This is a genomic window from Mucilaginibacter paludis DSM 18603, from assembly GCF_000166195.2.
GTDB lineage: Bacteria > Bacteroidota > Bacteroidia > Sphingobacteriales > Sphingobacteriaceae > Mucilaginibacter > Mucilaginibacter paludis.
This window is the reverse complement of record NZ_CM001403.1, coordinates 6,419,241-6,435,366: the sequence shown is the minus strand read 5'-3', so window position 1 is coordinate 6,435,366 and position 16,126 is coordinate 6,419,241. Positions and strand designations below refer to the sequence as shown.

Here is a 16,126-nt window from a genome sequence, read left to right as displayed (position 1 = left end):
TTAACCCCCATTACAAAACAGGATATTATTTTTATGATGAGTTGATTGTTTCTCACCTTCATTTCAGGATGGTGTAAAACATAGCCACAGCTGCTGCGGCCATGGCAAAAAAAGTAAACCATAATAATGAGCTGGATAACCAACCGTTTTTATATTGCCCCATTATCTTTTGGCTACTCGCAATCCGGACGATCAGGAACAAGAGCGGTACAGCGGCAACTCCATTTAAAACAGCCGCATACACCAGCGCCTTAACCGGGTCGATACCAATAAAATTGATGAGGAGCCCAATAATAGTGGCTATACAAATAACAGAGTAAAAGGCTGGTGCCCTTTTAAATTTGAGGTTTAAACTGGATTTCCATTTAAAGGCTTCGCACACGGCGTAAGCCGCGGATCCGGATAGTACAGGTACGGCCAGTAATCCGAGCCCGATAATGCCGACAGAAAAAATGAGCTTTGCTAAAAAGCCGGCATTAGGAAAACTGTGTACCAAGGGCTCTAACGCTTTAGCAGCGTCTGCTGCGGTTTTAACATCGGTAACGCCGCTTTTATGGAGCACCGTGGCGCCCACTACAATAATACTCCAGGTGGCAAATTCAGAAAACACCATCCCGAAATTATTATCGATGCGCATTTTTTTAATATGCAGCCAACTAATTTGTGGTTTGCCGTGGAATATCCTACCTTCCTCGCGCTGTTCCTCCACTTCCTGCGAAGCTTCCCAGAAGAACATGTAGGGAGAGATGGTTGTACCTAAAACACCAGTGATGATGAATAAAAAAGCAAAATTAAACTCAAAATGCGGGATAACGGTGGCCTTCAAAACTGTGGACCAGGGTTGATGTACGATAAATAGGGTAAGCGGGTAAGCAAGCAGTGTGATAGCCAGCCATTTTAAGATCTTTGAATAGGTACGATAAGAGGTAAATATCTCTAACAAAAGGATAACCACCGTAAAAAGCAAAGTCAGCAGGATGAATGGAGCAGGCACCAGTAACTGTGCGGCAGAAGCCATAGCACCAATATCGGCCCCGATATTGATGGTATTAGCAATTACAACCAGCGCAACAACCGCGTATAATACCGTTTTGCTGTAATGATCTTTAACAACTGAGCATATTCCTTTTCCGGTAACCAAACCTATCCTTGCGCAAGCTTCTTGTACGGCCGTCATAAAAGGTAACATATACAAGGCCGTCCATAGCTGGCCGTAACCAAATTGTGCTCCTGTTTGCGAATAGGTGGCTATACCTGACGGGTCATCATCTGCAGCACCCGTGGTAAGGCCGGGGCCCAAAATTGTTAAAAATTTCAGAAAGCGATTTTTCTGAACTTTGCCAGCTTGTTCAGGTTCTGTATGCGCGACGTTACGATTTGGTTTCAATGTTTTATTCTTTAGCATTGTTTCATTCTATCTAACAGATGGAAATATCCCCCTAAAGTAGCGACAATCCGCTTATCTATTCTCCTCATAACAATTCCTATGGCAATAAAAAAGCCGCGCAGATACAAAGCTGCCCATCCATTAATCCACGAAGTCCGTTTGAGCCTTTTCAGTAATGTCGCACATCAGTTTCGATCCTATGTTTGTACCCGCGTTTTTGCCATGCAGTAATTACATGCGGCATCAACATAAGTTTCAAATATAAACCATTAATAATCAGACTAACTATCAATAATATTTATTATGGATAATAGCTGATAATTCAAATTTTAAACAGATTTCAATATTAATTTAGGCAATTTTTGAGTTAGCAAACTCCAATTATAACGATATCAACGGGGCGGCATATCATCTACAGAATCGAATTATTGCTGTCAATAAGCTACCGAACGAAAAGTATTGAATATTGAACCGTCCATCTCAAAATCGATTAAGTTCCGTCAGAGCTCAATTAAGGTTAAATTATAGATGGATTGCCCATGATTGGCCAGAATATCCACGCTATTCAGAGACTTTTACAGCGAACTGTTTTCAAAACGCCCGGTACAATTGCTCAGAACTATCTTATAAACAATTAGCTCAATATTTACGCCTGCATCAAATTCATTTGCTGTAATACCATGTGATGGATGGCCTGCCGGAGTGTCCACTAAAGGCATAATACGGTGTATAAGCAATTGCATCGTCTGTTCCTGTTCAGATACATCTTTAATTTCTTCAAATTTACCCCAGCCAACTACACATTTCCATCTAAATATTGTGTCTATCTCGTCCACTTCAAAGCAAACCTCAGGATTTTCGCGCATCATTTGGATCTTCTTTCCCGGTGCCGAATGCGCGTAGATAACACCGTTTTTGTACGCATAGTTGATTGGGACAACGTAAGTAAGGCCTCCGGCATGACAGCCTAACCGGCCAACCACCTGCCGGTTCAGTAAAAGATCGATCTCTTTTTGGTTAAGATTCCCTAACATAACGACAGATATTTATCAACTAATATAAGCAATAAAATACTCATAATCAAATGATAACAAACAAGCAAAGTCCTGATTTTTATCACTCCAACCATTAACATCACTCATGCCGCGTATCACCAGCCCGGATGATGACAGTCATTTCCCATCGGCCCCTAATTCCCGATATTACAAGTGTTAAGCCCTTTATTGGGCGCCAATATTTATAACTAAATCATCAGGTACAACATGAAAAAGGTATTGATATTAACAGATTTTAAGCAACACTCCTTGAGCGCTGCCAAAGCAGGCATCAGCCTATGCGGCAAATTACCAGCTAATGCCATATTATTCAACAATCATTTTTACCAGCCCGTGTCGGCACCTTACGCTGGAGGTGCATGGGTGGCTGAAGACTTTGTATTGCTGGAAGAAGACCGCAAGAAAGAAGCTTTCCTGCTCGAACATGAACTTCAATCATACACAATCTCCTGGCCATCAACTTTACGCCGACCGCATATTGAACGTAAATTTGGCGAAGGCGATCTAAGTACGAACATGGAAGACATCCTGCATGGAAAAGATATCGAACTCATGGTGATGGGTGCCCGGTCTGGCAACTCGTTTGAACACTTGTTAACAGGTAGCGAAACCAATGCAGTAATTAACCACGCTTTGCGCCCTGTATTAATTATGCCCGAAAAAGCGACGAGCGAATTTAAAAAAGTAGTATTAGCAACAGACCTGAATACTGAAGATTTGATAGCGGTACGTTACCTTGCCGCCCTGGGCAAATTGCTTGATTTTGAGTTGGACATTGTACATGTAGCCCTATATGGTGAGCACGACGCTGGTGAAGCCAAGATCAAAAAGGAATTTGAGGCTGCAGTAGCCAGGTTTAAACATCCGCAGATCAGCTTCAGTGAGATTAGGGGTAAGGATACGCTCGATCGCCTGACAAGGTATTGCGAAGAAAACAAGAGCGATTTATTGGCACTTGTGCATCAACAACATGGTTTCTTTTCTCGTTTGCTTGCAGAAGGTGTTACTTCCAAAGTTCTGAACCATCAAATTCTCCCTGTACTGGTTATCCCGGCTAACATCGAAGAATAAGTTTTAGTAAAAAGCCGACGGAGACCATCTCTGTCGGCTTTTCAATTCTTCCCGCCACCGGGCAGCAATACGCCTGCTCCATGCAACTTTCCCTGCCTTAAATGTTCTAAACCGTCGTTGGCGTGGTTGAGCCTGAAATATTGCCGATAAGCCAGGCACACAATAAGGGCGGGGCCTGCGGCCCCGGAAAGCGACACCATACTGTAAACAATACGGCACACAATAAAGCCGTCGCAGGCAATGCCTGCTGTCATGTAAGCTGTTGATTATAATCATCGCTAATAGCATGTAGTATATTGTCATTTTGTTCCGTGCCCAGCGTAGTTTGCGCCTTATCGGCTATCACGTACACCAATAAAAATTCTTTTTTTTAACCCCGGAACCACAATTTTTCCGCCAAATTCAGACACCTGTTTGTTAGCAGCATTGATTAATAAAATGACCAAAATCAGTGTAGTTATTGGTGATCATCATTTTAAAGTGTTTACATTCTTCGCAACTTTAATTTCCAATAAAGTATCACGAAGATTCATCAAATACAGATATCATGAAAAAGATCAGCGTCGCGTTTGACGGATTAAAATTCTGCGAGGAATCAATGAATTACGGGATAGAACTGGCATCCAGAAGTAAGGCGTTGCTGACAGGCATATTTTTGGATGACTTTTTATATCATACTTATAACGTATTTGAGAATTCTGGCGGCGAGGGCATTGACGGGAATGAACTTAAAAGGTTAAAAGCCGAAGATGAAAACACGCGAATTAAGTCGATTTCGATATTCTATTCAGCCTGTCGCAAAGCAAAAATCAATTACGCTATTCATCGCGATAAATCTTTTGCTATAAATGAATTGCTTCGTGAAACTATTTACAGCGATCTTTTAGTCATTGGCTTAAACGAAACGTTAAGCCACCTACAGGAAGTGCCCCCCACTCCGTTTGTGCGTAATTTACTGGCGGGTATGCAGTGCCCGGTGTTGGTGGTTCCGCGCGAAAGCAAGCTTCCTGAAAAAATATTCCTGTTGTACGATGGCAAACCCTCATCTGTATTTGCCATTAAAATGTTCAGTTATTTATTACCCGAAGTAAAGGATATTCCCACGGAGGTAATCTCGGTTGCTGATGCAGAAGCCAGTGCCGAACTCCCCAACGACACCTTGATCAGGGAATTTGTGAATTGCTACTATCCGCAGGCAAGCTACACCGTGTTAAGCGGAACTGCCAAAACAGCAATTCCATCATACCTGAAAAAAGCTTCGGCTGCGGATATGGTTGTTTTAGGCGCCTACAACAGAACAGCTGTTTCGCGGTGGTTTAAACCCAGCATGGCCGACATTTTAATGGAAAAATTTGGCTTCCCTTTATTCATTGCGCACAATAAATCCTAAAACCTAAGTGTACCGTACAATTAATAAATTATTGATAAACCTAAATGTGAGAAAAAATTCAAAAATGCTGGGCGAATTGACTGAGCAGCAGATAGAAAGGCTGCTTAAGCAACAAATAACCGGTCGCATTGCCTGTACTGACGGGCATACTCCGTACATCGTGCCTATTAATTATGTTTACGACGGAAAAAACATTCGCTGCCATAGCGTTCCAGGGAAAAAAATCGACATGATGCGTAACAATCCAGTGGTGTGTTTCCAGGTCGACGATATAGCTAACATATTTCACTGGCAAAGTGTGGTTGCCTGGGGACGGTTTGAAGAAATTACGATGATGACTGAGAAAGAACACACCATGCAGGCACTCACCAAACGCATTATGTCATTTTGTGATACCGAAACCGATCATACATCGCACGCCTTAACCGATAACGAAGAAGATATCGGCACCAAAATCGAATTGATTTTCTTTAAGATTGTGCTGATCAAAAAAACAGGCCGGTTTGAGATATGATGTCTTTAACCGGATAGGCCTGTGCTTTCTATACTGAATAAATGGTCACTGTTGTAGGTCGACTTTATCCCCTACTCTTTCCTTGGATTTTGCGATGCGATGTTCTGGGCAGCCTCAAATATTTATTTTTGTGCGAACGAAACCGCTGTTACGCTTTATCATTCAGTTGCGACCGATGTGTCAATTCCTGACTGACATGGACTGTTCATAATTCGCCTACACGTTTGAAATTCACTAATTATGTCTCAACAATTATTAACGACTATCTATATCTCGTCCTAAAAGTCTTTACATGCGTTAACCTGTAGCCAGATGGCTTTCCTGTTCCGTTAACAGCAGTAAACGGTTAGAATCCTTCAATTCCTCCAGCAATGTCCTGTCGTCAGGCTTTTGCTTTTCCGGTTTATAGTAGTTTTCTTGCTTTTCCATGGCTCATCTGGTGTGTAGTTGCTTGTGCATCATCCGTCGATAAAAATATTGCTTAGTACCCTCTGCGCCCAGCATATAGCATAATACCACCGGAGTTATCCAGGCGTAATATGAAAGCGGCAACACCGAAAAGCCAAACCAAACAGCTATCGGTGAAAGTGGGATGATTAACACAGCTACCAAAACCACCACCGTAGCGGCAAGCAGATATCTGCCGGGCAGGCTCTTAAAAAATGGCAGCCGCGTGCGCACCACCAGCACGATAAGCGTTGCCGAAAAAACGGATTCGATGAACCAGCCGGTTTGAAAAGTTTCTTCGCTGGCATGGAGCGCCCATAGCAATACGGCAAAGGTGAGGTAATCAAACAGAGAACTGAGTAAACCAAATATAATCATGAAACGTTGAATAAAGCGGAGATCCCAACGCTGGGGCGATTGCAGGTTTACCTGGTCTACCCGGTCGGTAGCTATCGCCATTTCGGGCAAGTCAGTCAAGATATTGGTAAGCAGGATCTGCTTGGGCAGCAGCGGTAAAAAAGGCAGAAAAAGCGATGCACCAGCCATACTGAACATATTGCCAAAATTGGCGCTGGTAGCCATAAAAATATATTTCATGGTATTGGTGAATGTTTTACGTCCCTCCAGGATACCGTCTGCCAATACTTCCAAATCCTGGCTCAACAAAACAATATCAGCGGCCTCGCGGGCCACATCTACGGCGGTATCTACCGAGATGCCTACTTCAGCTACATGTAACGCAGGTGCATCGTTAATACCATCGCCCATGAAGCCTACTACGTTGCCGCTACGTTTCAGCATCATGATGATACGTTCTTTCTGGTTAGGTTCAAGTTCGGCGAAGATGTCTGTTCTGGATGCTCGCTGCAATAAGGCTGTATTGCTCATTTTACTGATCTGCCCACCTGTTAACGCTTCCGGGTATGCGAAACCGATCCGCGCGGCCAGCGTTTTTGTAACCAGTACATTATCGCCTGTCAGAATTTTAAGGCCTACCCCCAGCCGGTTTAGTTTACCGATGGTTTCTGTGATGTTTGCCTTCGGCGGATCAAGCAACACGATGAAGCCTAAAAATACCATATCTTTTTCATCAGCCCGGGTAAAGTTGCTTTGAGAAGCGAGCTTTTTATAAGCCAGCCCGATGGTGCGTAAACCTTGTTGACTCAGGTTTTTAAAATGCCTATCAATCTCTGCCCTGCACTCATCAAGGGCTACTACCGTGCCATCTTTCCTCTCTGCCCTGCTGCAAATGGCTAAAACTTGTTTTAAGGCTCCTTTAGTAATGGCAAGGCACTCGCTCTCGTTTTCTATCTGTACCGACAGGCATTTCCGAACGAAATCATAAGGAACTTCTGACCGTATCCGGTAATTATCTTTAGGGCCTTGATAGTGCGTACAGATAGCCTCGTCAACCGGGTTATGATAACTACTCTGCAAGGATGCATTGAGCCAGGCATAGCGCAGTACCCTGTCGCTTGGGTTTCCGCTTATGCCCAGCGTATCCTGAATTTGAATTTTGCCCTCGGTGATGGTACCTGTTTTATCAGAACACAGGATATTCATGCTCCCGAGGTTCTCGATGGATGACAATCGCTTCACGATTACCTTTAGGCCAGCCATCCGTTTGGCACTGGTGGCCAGGTTAACGCTGATGATGGCAGGCAGCAACTGTGGTGTAAGCCCAACGGCTAAGGCCAGGGAAAACAGTAAAGAATTGAGTACCGGCTTATGCAATAAAACATTGATGGCAAAGATGATGATAACCAGCAGTAACGTGATCTCCATCAGCATATAGCCAAATTTGCGTATTCCTTTTTCAAAGTCAGTTTCTGGCACCGCCTTTTTCAGGTCTGCAGAAATATGGCCGAACTCAGTATCTGCACCGGTGCGCACAACTACGGCAGTAGCTTTACCGCTGATAACGTGCGACCCCATCCAAAGCGTGTTGGTCCTTTGCGCTAAAGGCGATTCGGCGGAAACAATACCCTGGCGCTTTTCTACCGGGAAGGTCTCGCCGGTAAAGGCAGCTTCGTCTACAAATAAGGCCTCATCCTCCAGTATTAAACAGTCTGCGGGGATAATGTCTCCGGCAGATAAGTTAATCACATCCCCCGGCACCACCTCCTCTGCGTTCGTTTCTTTGATAACCCCGTTACGCCACACCGGCGACCGCAGCTTAACCAACTTCAATAAACCGGCAACGGCTTTGGCGGCATGATACTCTTGCCAAAAGCCCAGCAAACTACTCATCAAAACAATCAGTAAAATGATCAGCGTGTCAGCAAGGTCGCCAAGCGCCGCCGAAAGCAGGCTTGCCACGATCAACAACAGGGTAACAGGGCTCCTGAACTGCAAAAGGAATAAAAAAAATGCAGTGTACTCCGTTTTTGTGCCTGATGATAAGGGTGGGTTGGCAGCCAGCCTGGTTTCTGCTTCCGCGGAATTTAGGCCTGCCGGGCGAGACGACAAGAGGTGTAACGTATCTTCTGCTCCCAGGTTCCAAAAATACCGTAGCGATCCAGGGTCTTTTAACATAGTCAGAGATATTATGGGAAGACAAGCAAGGGAACGGTTAAGTGTGCAGGCAACTCATCTATTGTGGCCCCGTTAAGCGCATCGTCAAAATGTAAGCACCCGTTGGACAGAACGAGCAGATCTGCACTCATCGCCTCAATGAACACTTCCAGGGCACGGCGCACGTTATTCCCGGCAACGGGTGTGAAGTGTAAACGCGGATAGCTCACATGGCGACGAAACCGTTGTTCAAAAAAGCGTTGTGCGTAATGCTCTTCCATTTCGGCTAATCCATTAGCGCACAAATTTGCAACGAATACGTCAGCCAACCAGGGTGCAGCAAGCCGGGCAAGATAATTCACCACCTCCAAACGGCAATTCCGCAGGTCGGCGAGATAGTATATACGCCAGATATTTCTGAGTCGCCACCCGTAGGGCACCAGTAATATCGGGCAATTAACCTTTCTTAATAAACTACCGCTGCTGATATGGCTTTCCCGGCTGCCCGTACCGGGCCCTACGCCACAGATAATCATTTCCACTTCGTGCCCCATTACAAAGCCAGCCAGCGCCGCCTCACTGGATCCGGACAGGTCAATAGGGCTGATCTCTGGCTTAAAGCCTGTTGAGGTATGGCTAAGGCGATACAGTTCGTCTCGAAGGTCATTTTCGTAATGGTGGTAACCCGTATCCTTATTAAAGCTGCCCGCTACAGCTTTTTCAAGCATTTGCCATTCATATGCATGGCAGTTAGCCAACAGCAAATCGGCGTGCAGGCGTTGCGCCATCAGCAGCGCCATTCTGGCTGCATGTTCTGCTTGTGGCGAATGATCGTTAATCACGAGGATAGGTTTCATGGGAGCGCTTGATGTGTCTCCTAAATATACTCACAAACAGCGAGTTAAAAAAATGACAAAGATCACCAGACTGATTGTTTGGCATCAAAAACATAAACATTTATTGGTAAGGCGGCAACACAGTGGCGCCCTTGAACATCACACTGGCTAAATGGTCGTCTTTGTGGTAAACGTCTTCATAAGTTTCCAGCAAACCATCTTTCACTGCGCAGGTAAGGTAGGTAATATAAACCGGCATTGGTTTTTTAAACCGGTAATTGCTGCGTTCCTTTCGGGCAATTACCCGATGAAGTTGCTCAGCGCTGTGAAGGCTATTATCACCCTTCAGCAAAGCATCAGCCAAATTTTCTGCCTGCACTAATTGTATGGTGCCGTTGCTTGTAGCCGGTTGCCTGGGCTTATACAACAAACCACCCGTGCATCCCAACAGGTGAACACCTGCAATGCCATTCATTTTGAAAAGTATCCCGCTGCCCTTGCCTGGCCCAACAGCCGGGGCGCTGATTAATTTATACTTGGCAGGATTTTGCCGCGCCATTTTAATGTTAGCTACTGTCGGGTCGATCCATTTACCGTTGCGGTCATAAACCTGAAAACCATGCTCTTCGACAGAGGATATATTGCTGATTGAGGGTGGCAGCCAGCGCCTGTTATCTGGTACGGGTGGACCTACCACAATACTGGTTAATGCTCCGGATGCCATCAATGCAGGCGTTTCGCGCTTCCCTACCGCTACCCGGTAAGAAATATCCGTATCCCCGCGATGTAGCTTTAGCGTAAGTGAGGGAATATTGATCTGAATATAGGTGCGCCCGTTAACCGGCATCCATCTCAGCCTTTCCATATTAACAGCTACCCGCCTTAACGATGCTTCAGGTATCCCGTAGCAATCGCCCACATATACACCGGCCATTAAATGCATTTGGAGCTGAAGGTCATGATACTGGTCAGACCGGGGTTGTACGGCCTCCATACTTACCGTAAAATTGTCGCCATGAACCGCACGCAGCAGTATATCATCCGCACATAGCCCATCATTCACCCGGCTATCGAGCAGCCTGGATTTATATTTCGGGTTGAGCCTTCCATAATGGAGATTATTAACTAACCGGATCATGGCATCGGTTAAAAAAATATCGAAAGTGGCTTTTTCATCCTCGCTTGCCCGGTTGTAATTGGTAGTGATAAAGTTCAGCTTATCGTACAGCAACTGGTCCGGATGATAATCGGCATGATTGAGACCATATTGCCTTACACAATCCAGCATCAGCATGGCATCATAGGCGTGCGTTTTAACCGTATCCGGAGCCAACCACGCCAACCTGAAATTTGCAGCTGCGTAAAATCTTTTTACCGACAAGGGGTAATACAGTTTGCTTGTTTGCCTGCTTAACTGATAGCGAATAGCAGCGGCCTGATCATGTAACGCAAAAACACAATTGCTGTTAAATAACAGGATAGCAAGCGTTATCCTAATAGTTATACCTGGGTGTGTTAGTTTTTTCATAGCCTCTTTTTTATACATGCTGCTGGCAGCATGTGTGTAAACTCTCACTTTCGCCAGTTAAACCACCTTCCGGTGTTGTTGATCTACCTGAGCTTTTTGGCCAATGTCCATCGATGAGCAATTATGGTCCGTCATCTCATAGGCCGACAGTACTATCGGGAATACAGGGATGAACTTGACCGCGGATGAACTGCTTTTCATAATCAATGTACATTTGAGTTGTTCAACAACCTTATTCAGCTGAATGAAGTACAAGTAAAGGCACCATTGTATTTTTAGCAGTTTTTTTGGTATAGGTGCCTTTAAACAACTCCTGAAAAAAACCGTGCTGGCGGTGCACCATAACCAGCAGGTCGGTATCAGGTCCTGAACAAAGTTGCTCCAGGGCCATCGCCCGATTATCGTTTGTAATCAACCGGGAAAAGACCTTAGGATAATTCGACCTGTGCCCTACATCTTTTAAAAATTGGGTTAGCCAGATCTGGTTTTCATCTTGTCTGTCCGTAGGCTCGATGTGAGTGATAAACAGTTCAGCATCTAACTTTCTGATGAATGGCATCAGCAAAAGAATGAAATGCAGGTCCTGATCGGGATGTTTAAAATCAGATGCGAAAGCGATTTTATGCGGCAACTGAAGTTTAGCTTTAGGGGGCACCAGCAACAAGGGTTTATACAGGTGGTCAATAAGTATTTTACTGTGGTTACCCATAAACATGGCACTAAAGGTATCCTGATGAGTGCCAACAACGATCATATCCGCTTTTTCGGACACGGATGTTTCCTTCACTACCTCAGCTACCAGACCAATTTCGTTGATTAACTTAATGGCAGGTTTAAAATCACCATCCTTCGTCTGCAGGCTATCCCGTAAGCGTTGAAGTTGCTCTTCATTGTCTTTCAGCACATCGCTGTAACTATCCATCGGCCAAACGATGACACCGCCTTGCGGAACCTCTGCAGGAAACATAAAAACGTGACATAAAACAACGTTGACCCTGATATTTTGCGCAAGTTGATAACCATATTTAACAGCATGATTGGCTGCGTTTGAAAAATCTGTAGATAAGAGTAAAGTTTTCATGGATTCTTGGCTTAACGTATTAAATCTCCTGATTATCAGGCTAAAAAAGAATGATATTAGTCACTCAATCAATTGATAGAACACACGCTTAGTGGCGTTTGCTCATCATAGTTCAGGGTGCTCGGTCAAGCCGATTTTATTTGATAACAACATCCAGCGGTTTGGGCAACTGCAACATATTAAGGGCGATTTGGTGAGTTTGTGTTTCAGTTCTTCATTTTTGCCCGGCGTTTGGCATCTAATATAAATATCATACTACCCTGTTTTTCAATCAGTTTTTCATCTCTAAAATCAGACAAGGTACGGCTGACTGTTTCGGTGGCTACGGCGGCCATGGCAGCCAGGTCTTCCCTTGTCATTTCAAAACCCATGTTTTCTGACGCCTGTTGTTTAAACAACTTTAATAAACTTTCAGCCTTCCTTTTCCGTACCGAATGATAGGCGAGATGCATGAGCTGATCTTCTTTTTCCTCTATGTCGTTAGTCAACAATTTGATCATACTCCTGAACAAATCAGGCTGTTTGTTGAAAAGAGGCTCAAGTACATCCTTAGAGATAAAGCATAAAGTAGAATCCTCAAGCGTGGTAGCTGTATCTGCGTAACGACCGTTGGCCAGAAAGGCTTTAACACCGAGATAATCATCGGGCACATACATCCCGGTCATTAATTCCCGGCCGCCTTCGTCAAGTTTGATCGTCTTAATCCTGCCGCTGGTTACCAAGTATAAACCTTGTGCTGTGTCCCCTTCATTAAAAATGATATGTCCTTTTTTAAACTTACGGCTGCTGTGCAGCCGCATCATCCGTTTAAGTTCAGCCAGGCAGTCGCCCTGGTTAGCCAACGCGTGTAAGTCATCCAACAATTTGCCTCGCCCGTTTACTATACACGCCCGTTTTTTAACCTGCTTTCTACCGCGTTCAATAGTTCAAGATTATCAAAAGGCTTTGTTAAATAATCGTCGGCACCCATTTCCATAGCCTTACGCATATCAAAATGTTCGGTTTTACCCGTTAAAAACATAAAGGGTATATTTTGGGTCTTGGGATTTTTGTTCAACAGGTACAAAACGCCGTAGCCATCCAACTCGGGCATTACAATATCACAGATTACCAGGTCCGGCAATGTTCTGAAGGCAAGGTCGCAGCCAATTTTACCATTTTTAGCGCCATCCCCCTCGCAACCCCATAGCCGTCAACTTTAGAAAAAAAAGGGATAAAATTTTTTTAGAGCAAGAATCGGAACTGCAAAATTGCAGTCATTATTCGAGCGAATGAGTTCGGAACTATTTGAACCAACGGTGTTAGATGGCCTGGCCCGTAAAACAGAGGCTATACAACGCAAACGAAAAGTGGGAGGCAAGGAACTATTGGATATGGCGTTATTTGATGGAGATCAATCGTTTAACGGCATGAGTATGCAGTTAATGCGGAGGGATGGGCTTGATATTTCGAAGCAGGCATTGCATCAAAGACATCACAGCAATATGACAAAGTTTGTACAAGCCGTTTTTGAGCAATTAATAGCAGTTGAGTTACCGCAAGAGCAAACACAGGGCTTGGAGATCCGTATCAAAGATTCTACCCGTTTCGCGTTGCCGGAAGTTATTGCAGAGACATTCCCCGGAACAAAAGGAAGTGGGATGAAAGCGGGAGCATCTGTACAATTTGAATTTGAAATCAAAAGTGGTAAAAGCGATATCAAAGTAACTCCGGCCAACGCAAATGACCAGGGTGAGAGTCATCTGGACAAGGCATCAATTCAGCCGGGGGTATTATATATGAGAGATCTGGGTTACACTCACTTGAGTTATATGAACAATATTAACAAAGTCAAAGCTTTCTTTATTAATAAATTATGTCCGAAAACAACGATTTATCTATTAAAGGACGACCAATACCAAAAGTTAGAGTTGTCGAAACTACAAGGCATAACCGGCGTATTTGATCAACAGGTATATATCGGAGCTGATAAGATGCCGGTAAGGATAATAATAGAACCGGTAAGTGAAGAGCTCAAGGCAAGGCGGATAGCCAATACTGAAAAGTACAATAAAAAGAAAGGCAGTACCACCAGTAAGGGATTCAAAGAGCGGGCAGGGTTTAACTTTATTGTTACCAACCTGGTGAGCGAAAAATATAGCGCTGAATTGATCCAAAAGTTATATCACCTGCGATGGCAGATAGAATTGGTTTTTAAAGCATGGAAGTCGTTTTTAAAGATACACACGTTCCCCAAAGGAAGTTCGGATCGTATAACCAGTATATTATACAGTAAGTTGATCTGGGCAGTTTTGAGTTGGAAAATATGCATGGCTATCGGTAAGATAGGTCAAATTAGTGTTTTAAAGGTGCATCGACTAATCGCTTCTACGAAAGAAGAATTGCGAGCGCAGCTTTTAGGGATATGCTCAAAGTGGTTAGCTCTGTTGGAGAAATTAAACTTAAAGCACCTTTCAAAAGAGCACAGAAAACATAGGTTAAAAATAGAAGAAATTGTAATAAGTATTTGATTATTAGATATTTAAATACTATATTTAGATAGTTAAACAAAAATAAGAAAGGCGGGGTCATCTAAACCTCCCCGCCTTAAAAAACGAAAAATATGAGAGTAAAAATACATAGGTTTGCCCATGCGGGCAAACCGCGCCTAAAAATTAAATAACTGAAAATCAATTATGTATGAGTACAGTCGCTTAAATTGACGGCTATGCTCGCAACCCGCCAATGTTAAAATTTCTATCATGTTCTCGAGTATATCGTTGTTGTCCTCAATCACCAATACCTTTTTGTTCATGACTGCCCAATTAAATATTAATTAAAAAAGTTAGGATACAACTTTAAACAAAAGCGGTTAGCGGCAAAAACAGAGAAATCATATTTAGGATATGAGATAGGCTGTAAACAAATATCCTGTATGTCATTAAGCCAAAAAATAAGCAAGATCACGTTAATTGATGATGCATATCATTGTACAGAAAAAGTTTTCTTTTAAAAGCCAGGGAAAGACAAATTTACCATTTGCATGTTTGCTCAAGGCAAGAGCATCCGTATTGCCCGCACGGGCCTCAAACTTGGGATCCCTCCCGGGAAAGTCAAGTTCTGCTAAAAATTTAGCTTAATTATTTTAACAGTATTGCTGCCCCATGTTTGTAACAAGAAGAGGGATCAGTAAACCAATAAAAAGGTATGCCCGATTTTACCGCCGGGTAAGCCTGCGATCAGCTTCCATCTTGTGATTGCCCTGCCTGGTGGATCCCCGCAATATCAGCTCCGGCTGTATAATCACCTTCGTCAGATCTTTTAAACGCACCTTGTTTTCCAGTTTATCTAACAGCAACTTGAAAAGCTGTTTTGCCATTTCGTCTAAAGGTTGAGAAACAGCACTTATGGATGGGTTATAGATATTAAACACGTCATGATCATCAAATGCAATAATCGACATTTGATCGGGAATAGAAAGCCCTAATTCATTAACGGCCTTTATACCACTTAATGCTAAGTAGTTAGTTGCAAATATAACAGAGTCGATATCGGGATTTTCTTTCAGAAACTGGACACAGTAGCCTGTAATAGTTTCGGAATCGCTCTCAAAAGGTATTTTCAGTATAGCCGGCTTATAATGATACTCTTTTAAAGCCGCTAAATAGCCAGCACGCCGTTCGGCCATCTGGGTCTGCTCAGAATTCAGCGTGATCAGTGCAATTTTTTTGGCGTCGTTTTTTGCTAAAAAGGTAACGGCATCGTATGTTCCTTTGAAATTATCAAGTCCAACATAATCGGTAAAAATATCAGGCAGATAACGGTCAAATAAAACGACAGGTAAATTGTCGTTCATCATTGCGATTATCTCCGATTCGATTCCGACAGACGGGGTAATGATATAGCCGTCTACATACCTTGCACGTAATAACGTAATCATCTGCTTGGTTTTTTCCGCATCGTTTTCAGTACTGCAATAAATAATTTTATAGCCATTTTTATATGCCAGCGCCTCCAAATGAAACGCAATGTGCGAAAAGAAATAATCAGATATTTTTTCCACCATCAGGCATATCATTTTTGTTTTACCCGTGCTTAAGCTTTGAGCCAGCTGGTTTGGTTGATATCCTTTTTCTTTTACAAATTCTAAAACCCTGGCAGTCAGCTCATCACTTATTCTTTTTTCTTTGGCTTTACCATTCAAAATAAATGAGACGGTGGATTTTGCAACCTGGAGCTCATTGGCAATATCGTTAATAGAAAGTTTTTTCTTACTCATTTTATATCAAGTGCATAATGATTAATATAATCATTATCAAACAGT

Annotated in this window: 17 protein-coding genes; 4 read left to right on the top strand and 13 right to left on the bottom strand. The window is 43.4% G+C overall.

All coding sequences use genetic code 11. From position 1 onward, the window contains the following. Positions 1 to 58: 58 nt before the first annotated feature. Positions 59 to 1,405, bottom strand: a complete 1,347-nt coding sequence (locus tag MUCPA_RS27000; protein WP_008510778.1) for an NRAMP family divalent metal transporter — start codon at positions 1,403 to 1,405, stop codon at positions 59 to 61. A gap of 557 nt (positions 1,406 to 1,962) precedes the next feature. Continuing rightward, on the bottom strand, positions 1,963 to 2,421 hold the full coding sequence (locus tag MUCPA_RS26995) for a pyridoxamine 5'-phosphate oxidase family protein (RefSeq protein ID WP_008510777.1): 459 nt from the start codon (positions 2,419 to 2,421) through the stop codon (positions 1,963 to 1,965). Positions 2,422 to 2,649: 228 nt separating this feature from the next. Here MUCPA_RS26995 and MUCPA_RS26990 point away from each other — a divergent pair, with 228 nt between their 5' ends. Further along, a complete protein-coding gene (locus tag MUCPA_RS26990; protein WP_008510776.1) occupies positions 2,650 to 3,513 on the top strand; it encodes a universal stress protein in 864 nt (287 codons plus the stop codon). Positions 3,514 to 3,554: 41 nt separating this feature from the next. Here MUCPA_RS26990 and MUCPA_RS26985 read toward each other — a convergent pair whose 3' ends face one another. Beyond that, positions 3,555 to 3,767 carry a hypothetical protein gene (locus MUCPA_RS26985; RefSeq protein ID WP_008510775.1) on the bottom strand — a complete coding sequence of 71 codons (213 nt, stop codon included), beginning with the start codon at positions 3,765 to 3,767 and terminating at the stop codon, positions 3,555 to 3,557. Positions 3,768 to 4,060: 293 nt separating this feature from the next. Between MUCPA_RS26985 and MUCPA_RS26980 the strand changes: the two genes are divergently transcribed. Both MUCPA_RS26980 and MUCPA_RS26975 read left to right on the top strand, forming a co-directional pair. Continuing rightward, positions 4,061 to 4,903 carry a universal stress protein gene (locus MUCPA_RS26980; protein ID WP_008510774.1) on the top strand — a complete coding sequence of 281 codons (843 nt, stop codon included), beginning with the start codon at positions 4,061 to 4,063 and terminating at the stop codon, positions 4,901 to 4,903. A 46-nt stretch (positions 4,904 to 4,949) separates the two neighbouring features. After that, the gene (locus MUCPA_RS26975; protein ID WP_233276801.1) at positions 4,950 to 5,417 is read left to right on the top strand and encodes a pyridoxamine 5'-phosphate oxidase family protein; all 468 of its coding nucleotides are present in this window, start codon (positions 4,950 to 4,952) and stop codon (positions 5,415 to 5,417) included. A gap of 297 nt (positions 5,418 to 5,714) precedes the next feature. On the opposite strand, the gene MUCPA_RS39330 is transcribed toward MUCPA_RS26975, so the two are convergent. The 8 genes from MUCPA_RS39330 to MUCPA_RS38985 all read right to left on the bottom strand — a co-directional run bounded on the left by MUCPA_RS39330 (position 5,715) and on the right by MUCPA_RS38985 (position 12,946). Continuing rightward, complete coding sequence (locus tag MUCPA_RS39330) at positions 5,715 to 5,846, bottom strand: hypothetical protein (RefSeq protein WP_008510770.1); 132 nt, start codon at positions 5,844 to 5,846, stop codon at positions 5,715 to 5,717. Between the two features lie 3 nt (positions 5,847 to 5,849). Then, complete coding sequence (gene mgtA, locus MUCPA_RS26970) at positions 5,850 to 8,399, bottom strand: magnesium-translocating P-type ATPase (RefSeq protein ID WP_008510769.1); 2,550 nt, start codon at positions 8,397 to 8,399, stop codon at positions 5,850 to 5,852. A gap of 11 nt (positions 8,400 to 8,410) precedes the next feature. Beyond that, positions 8,411 to 9,235: a universal stress protein gene (locus MUCPA_RS26965; protein WP_008510767.1), complete on the bottom strand. Its 825-nt coding sequence runs from the start codon at positions 9,233 to 9,235 to the stop codon at positions 8,411 to 8,413. Between the two features lie 100 nt (positions 9,236 to 9,335). After that, a complete protein-coding gene (locus tag MUCPA_RS26960; RefSeq protein ID WP_008510764.1) occupies positions 9,336 to 10,742 on the bottom strand; it encodes a L,D-transpeptidase scaffold domain-containing protein in 1,407 nt (468 codons plus the stop codon). A 57-nt stretch (positions 10,743 to 10,799) separates the two neighbouring features. Then, the gene (locus tag MUCPA_RS37920) at positions 10,800 to 10,943 is read right to left on the bottom strand and encodes a hypothetical protein (protein ID WP_008510763.1); all 144 of its coding nucleotides are present in this window, start codon (positions 10,941 to 10,943) and stop codon (positions 10,800 to 10,802) included. Between the two features lie 31 nt (positions 10,944 to 10,974). Continuing rightward, positions 10,975 to 11,823 carry a universal stress protein gene (locus MUCPA_RS26955; protein ID WP_008510760.1) on the bottom strand — a complete coding sequence of 283 codons (849 nt, stop codon included), beginning with the start codon at positions 11,821 to 11,823 and terminating at the stop codon, positions 10,975 to 10,977. Between the two features lie 206 nt (positions 11,824 to 12,029). Further along, entirely contained in the window at positions 12,030 to 12,686 is a 657-nt protein-coding gene (locus tag MUCPA_RS26950) for a Crp/Fnr family transcriptional regulator (RefSeq protein WP_233276800.1), read from the bottom strand. Positions 12,687 to 12,703: 17 nt separating this feature from the next. Next, positions 12,704 to 12,946, bottom strand: coding sequence for a response regulator (locus tag MUCPA_RS38985; protein WP_233276799.1), 243 nt, complete (start codon positions 12,944 to 12,946; stop codon positions 12,704 to 12,706). A gap of 148 nt (positions 12,947 to 13,094) precedes the next feature. Between MUCPA_RS38985 and MUCPA_RS26945 the strand changes: the two genes are divergently transcribed. Continuing rightward, on the top strand, positions 13,095 to 14,333 hold the full coding sequence (locus MUCPA_RS26945; protein ID WP_008503844.1) for an IS4 family transposase: 1,239 nt from the start codon (positions 13,095 to 13,097) through the stop codon (positions 14,331 to 14,333). Positions 14,334 to 14,470: 137 nt separating this feature from the next. Here the strand turns inward: MUCPA_RS26945 and MUCPA_RS38705 are convergent, their stop codons facing one another. Together MUCPA_RS38705 and MUCPA_RS26940 are read right to left on the bottom strand one after the other, a co-directional pair. Continuing rightward, a complete protein-coding gene (locus MUCPA_RS38705; RefSeq protein ID WP_008510756.1) occupies positions 14,471 to 14,617 on the bottom strand; it encodes a DNA-binding transcriptional response regulator in 147 nt (48 codons plus the stop codon). A 402-nt stretch (positions 14,618 to 15,019) separates the two neighbouring features. Beyond that, complete coding sequence (locus MUCPA_RS26940; protein WP_008510754.1) at positions 15,020 to 16,081, bottom strand: LacI family DNA-binding transcriptional regulator; 1,062 nt, start codon at positions 16,079 to 16,081, stop codon at positions 15,020 to 15,022. Between the last annotated feature and the right edge of the window lie 45 nt (positions 16,082 to 16,126).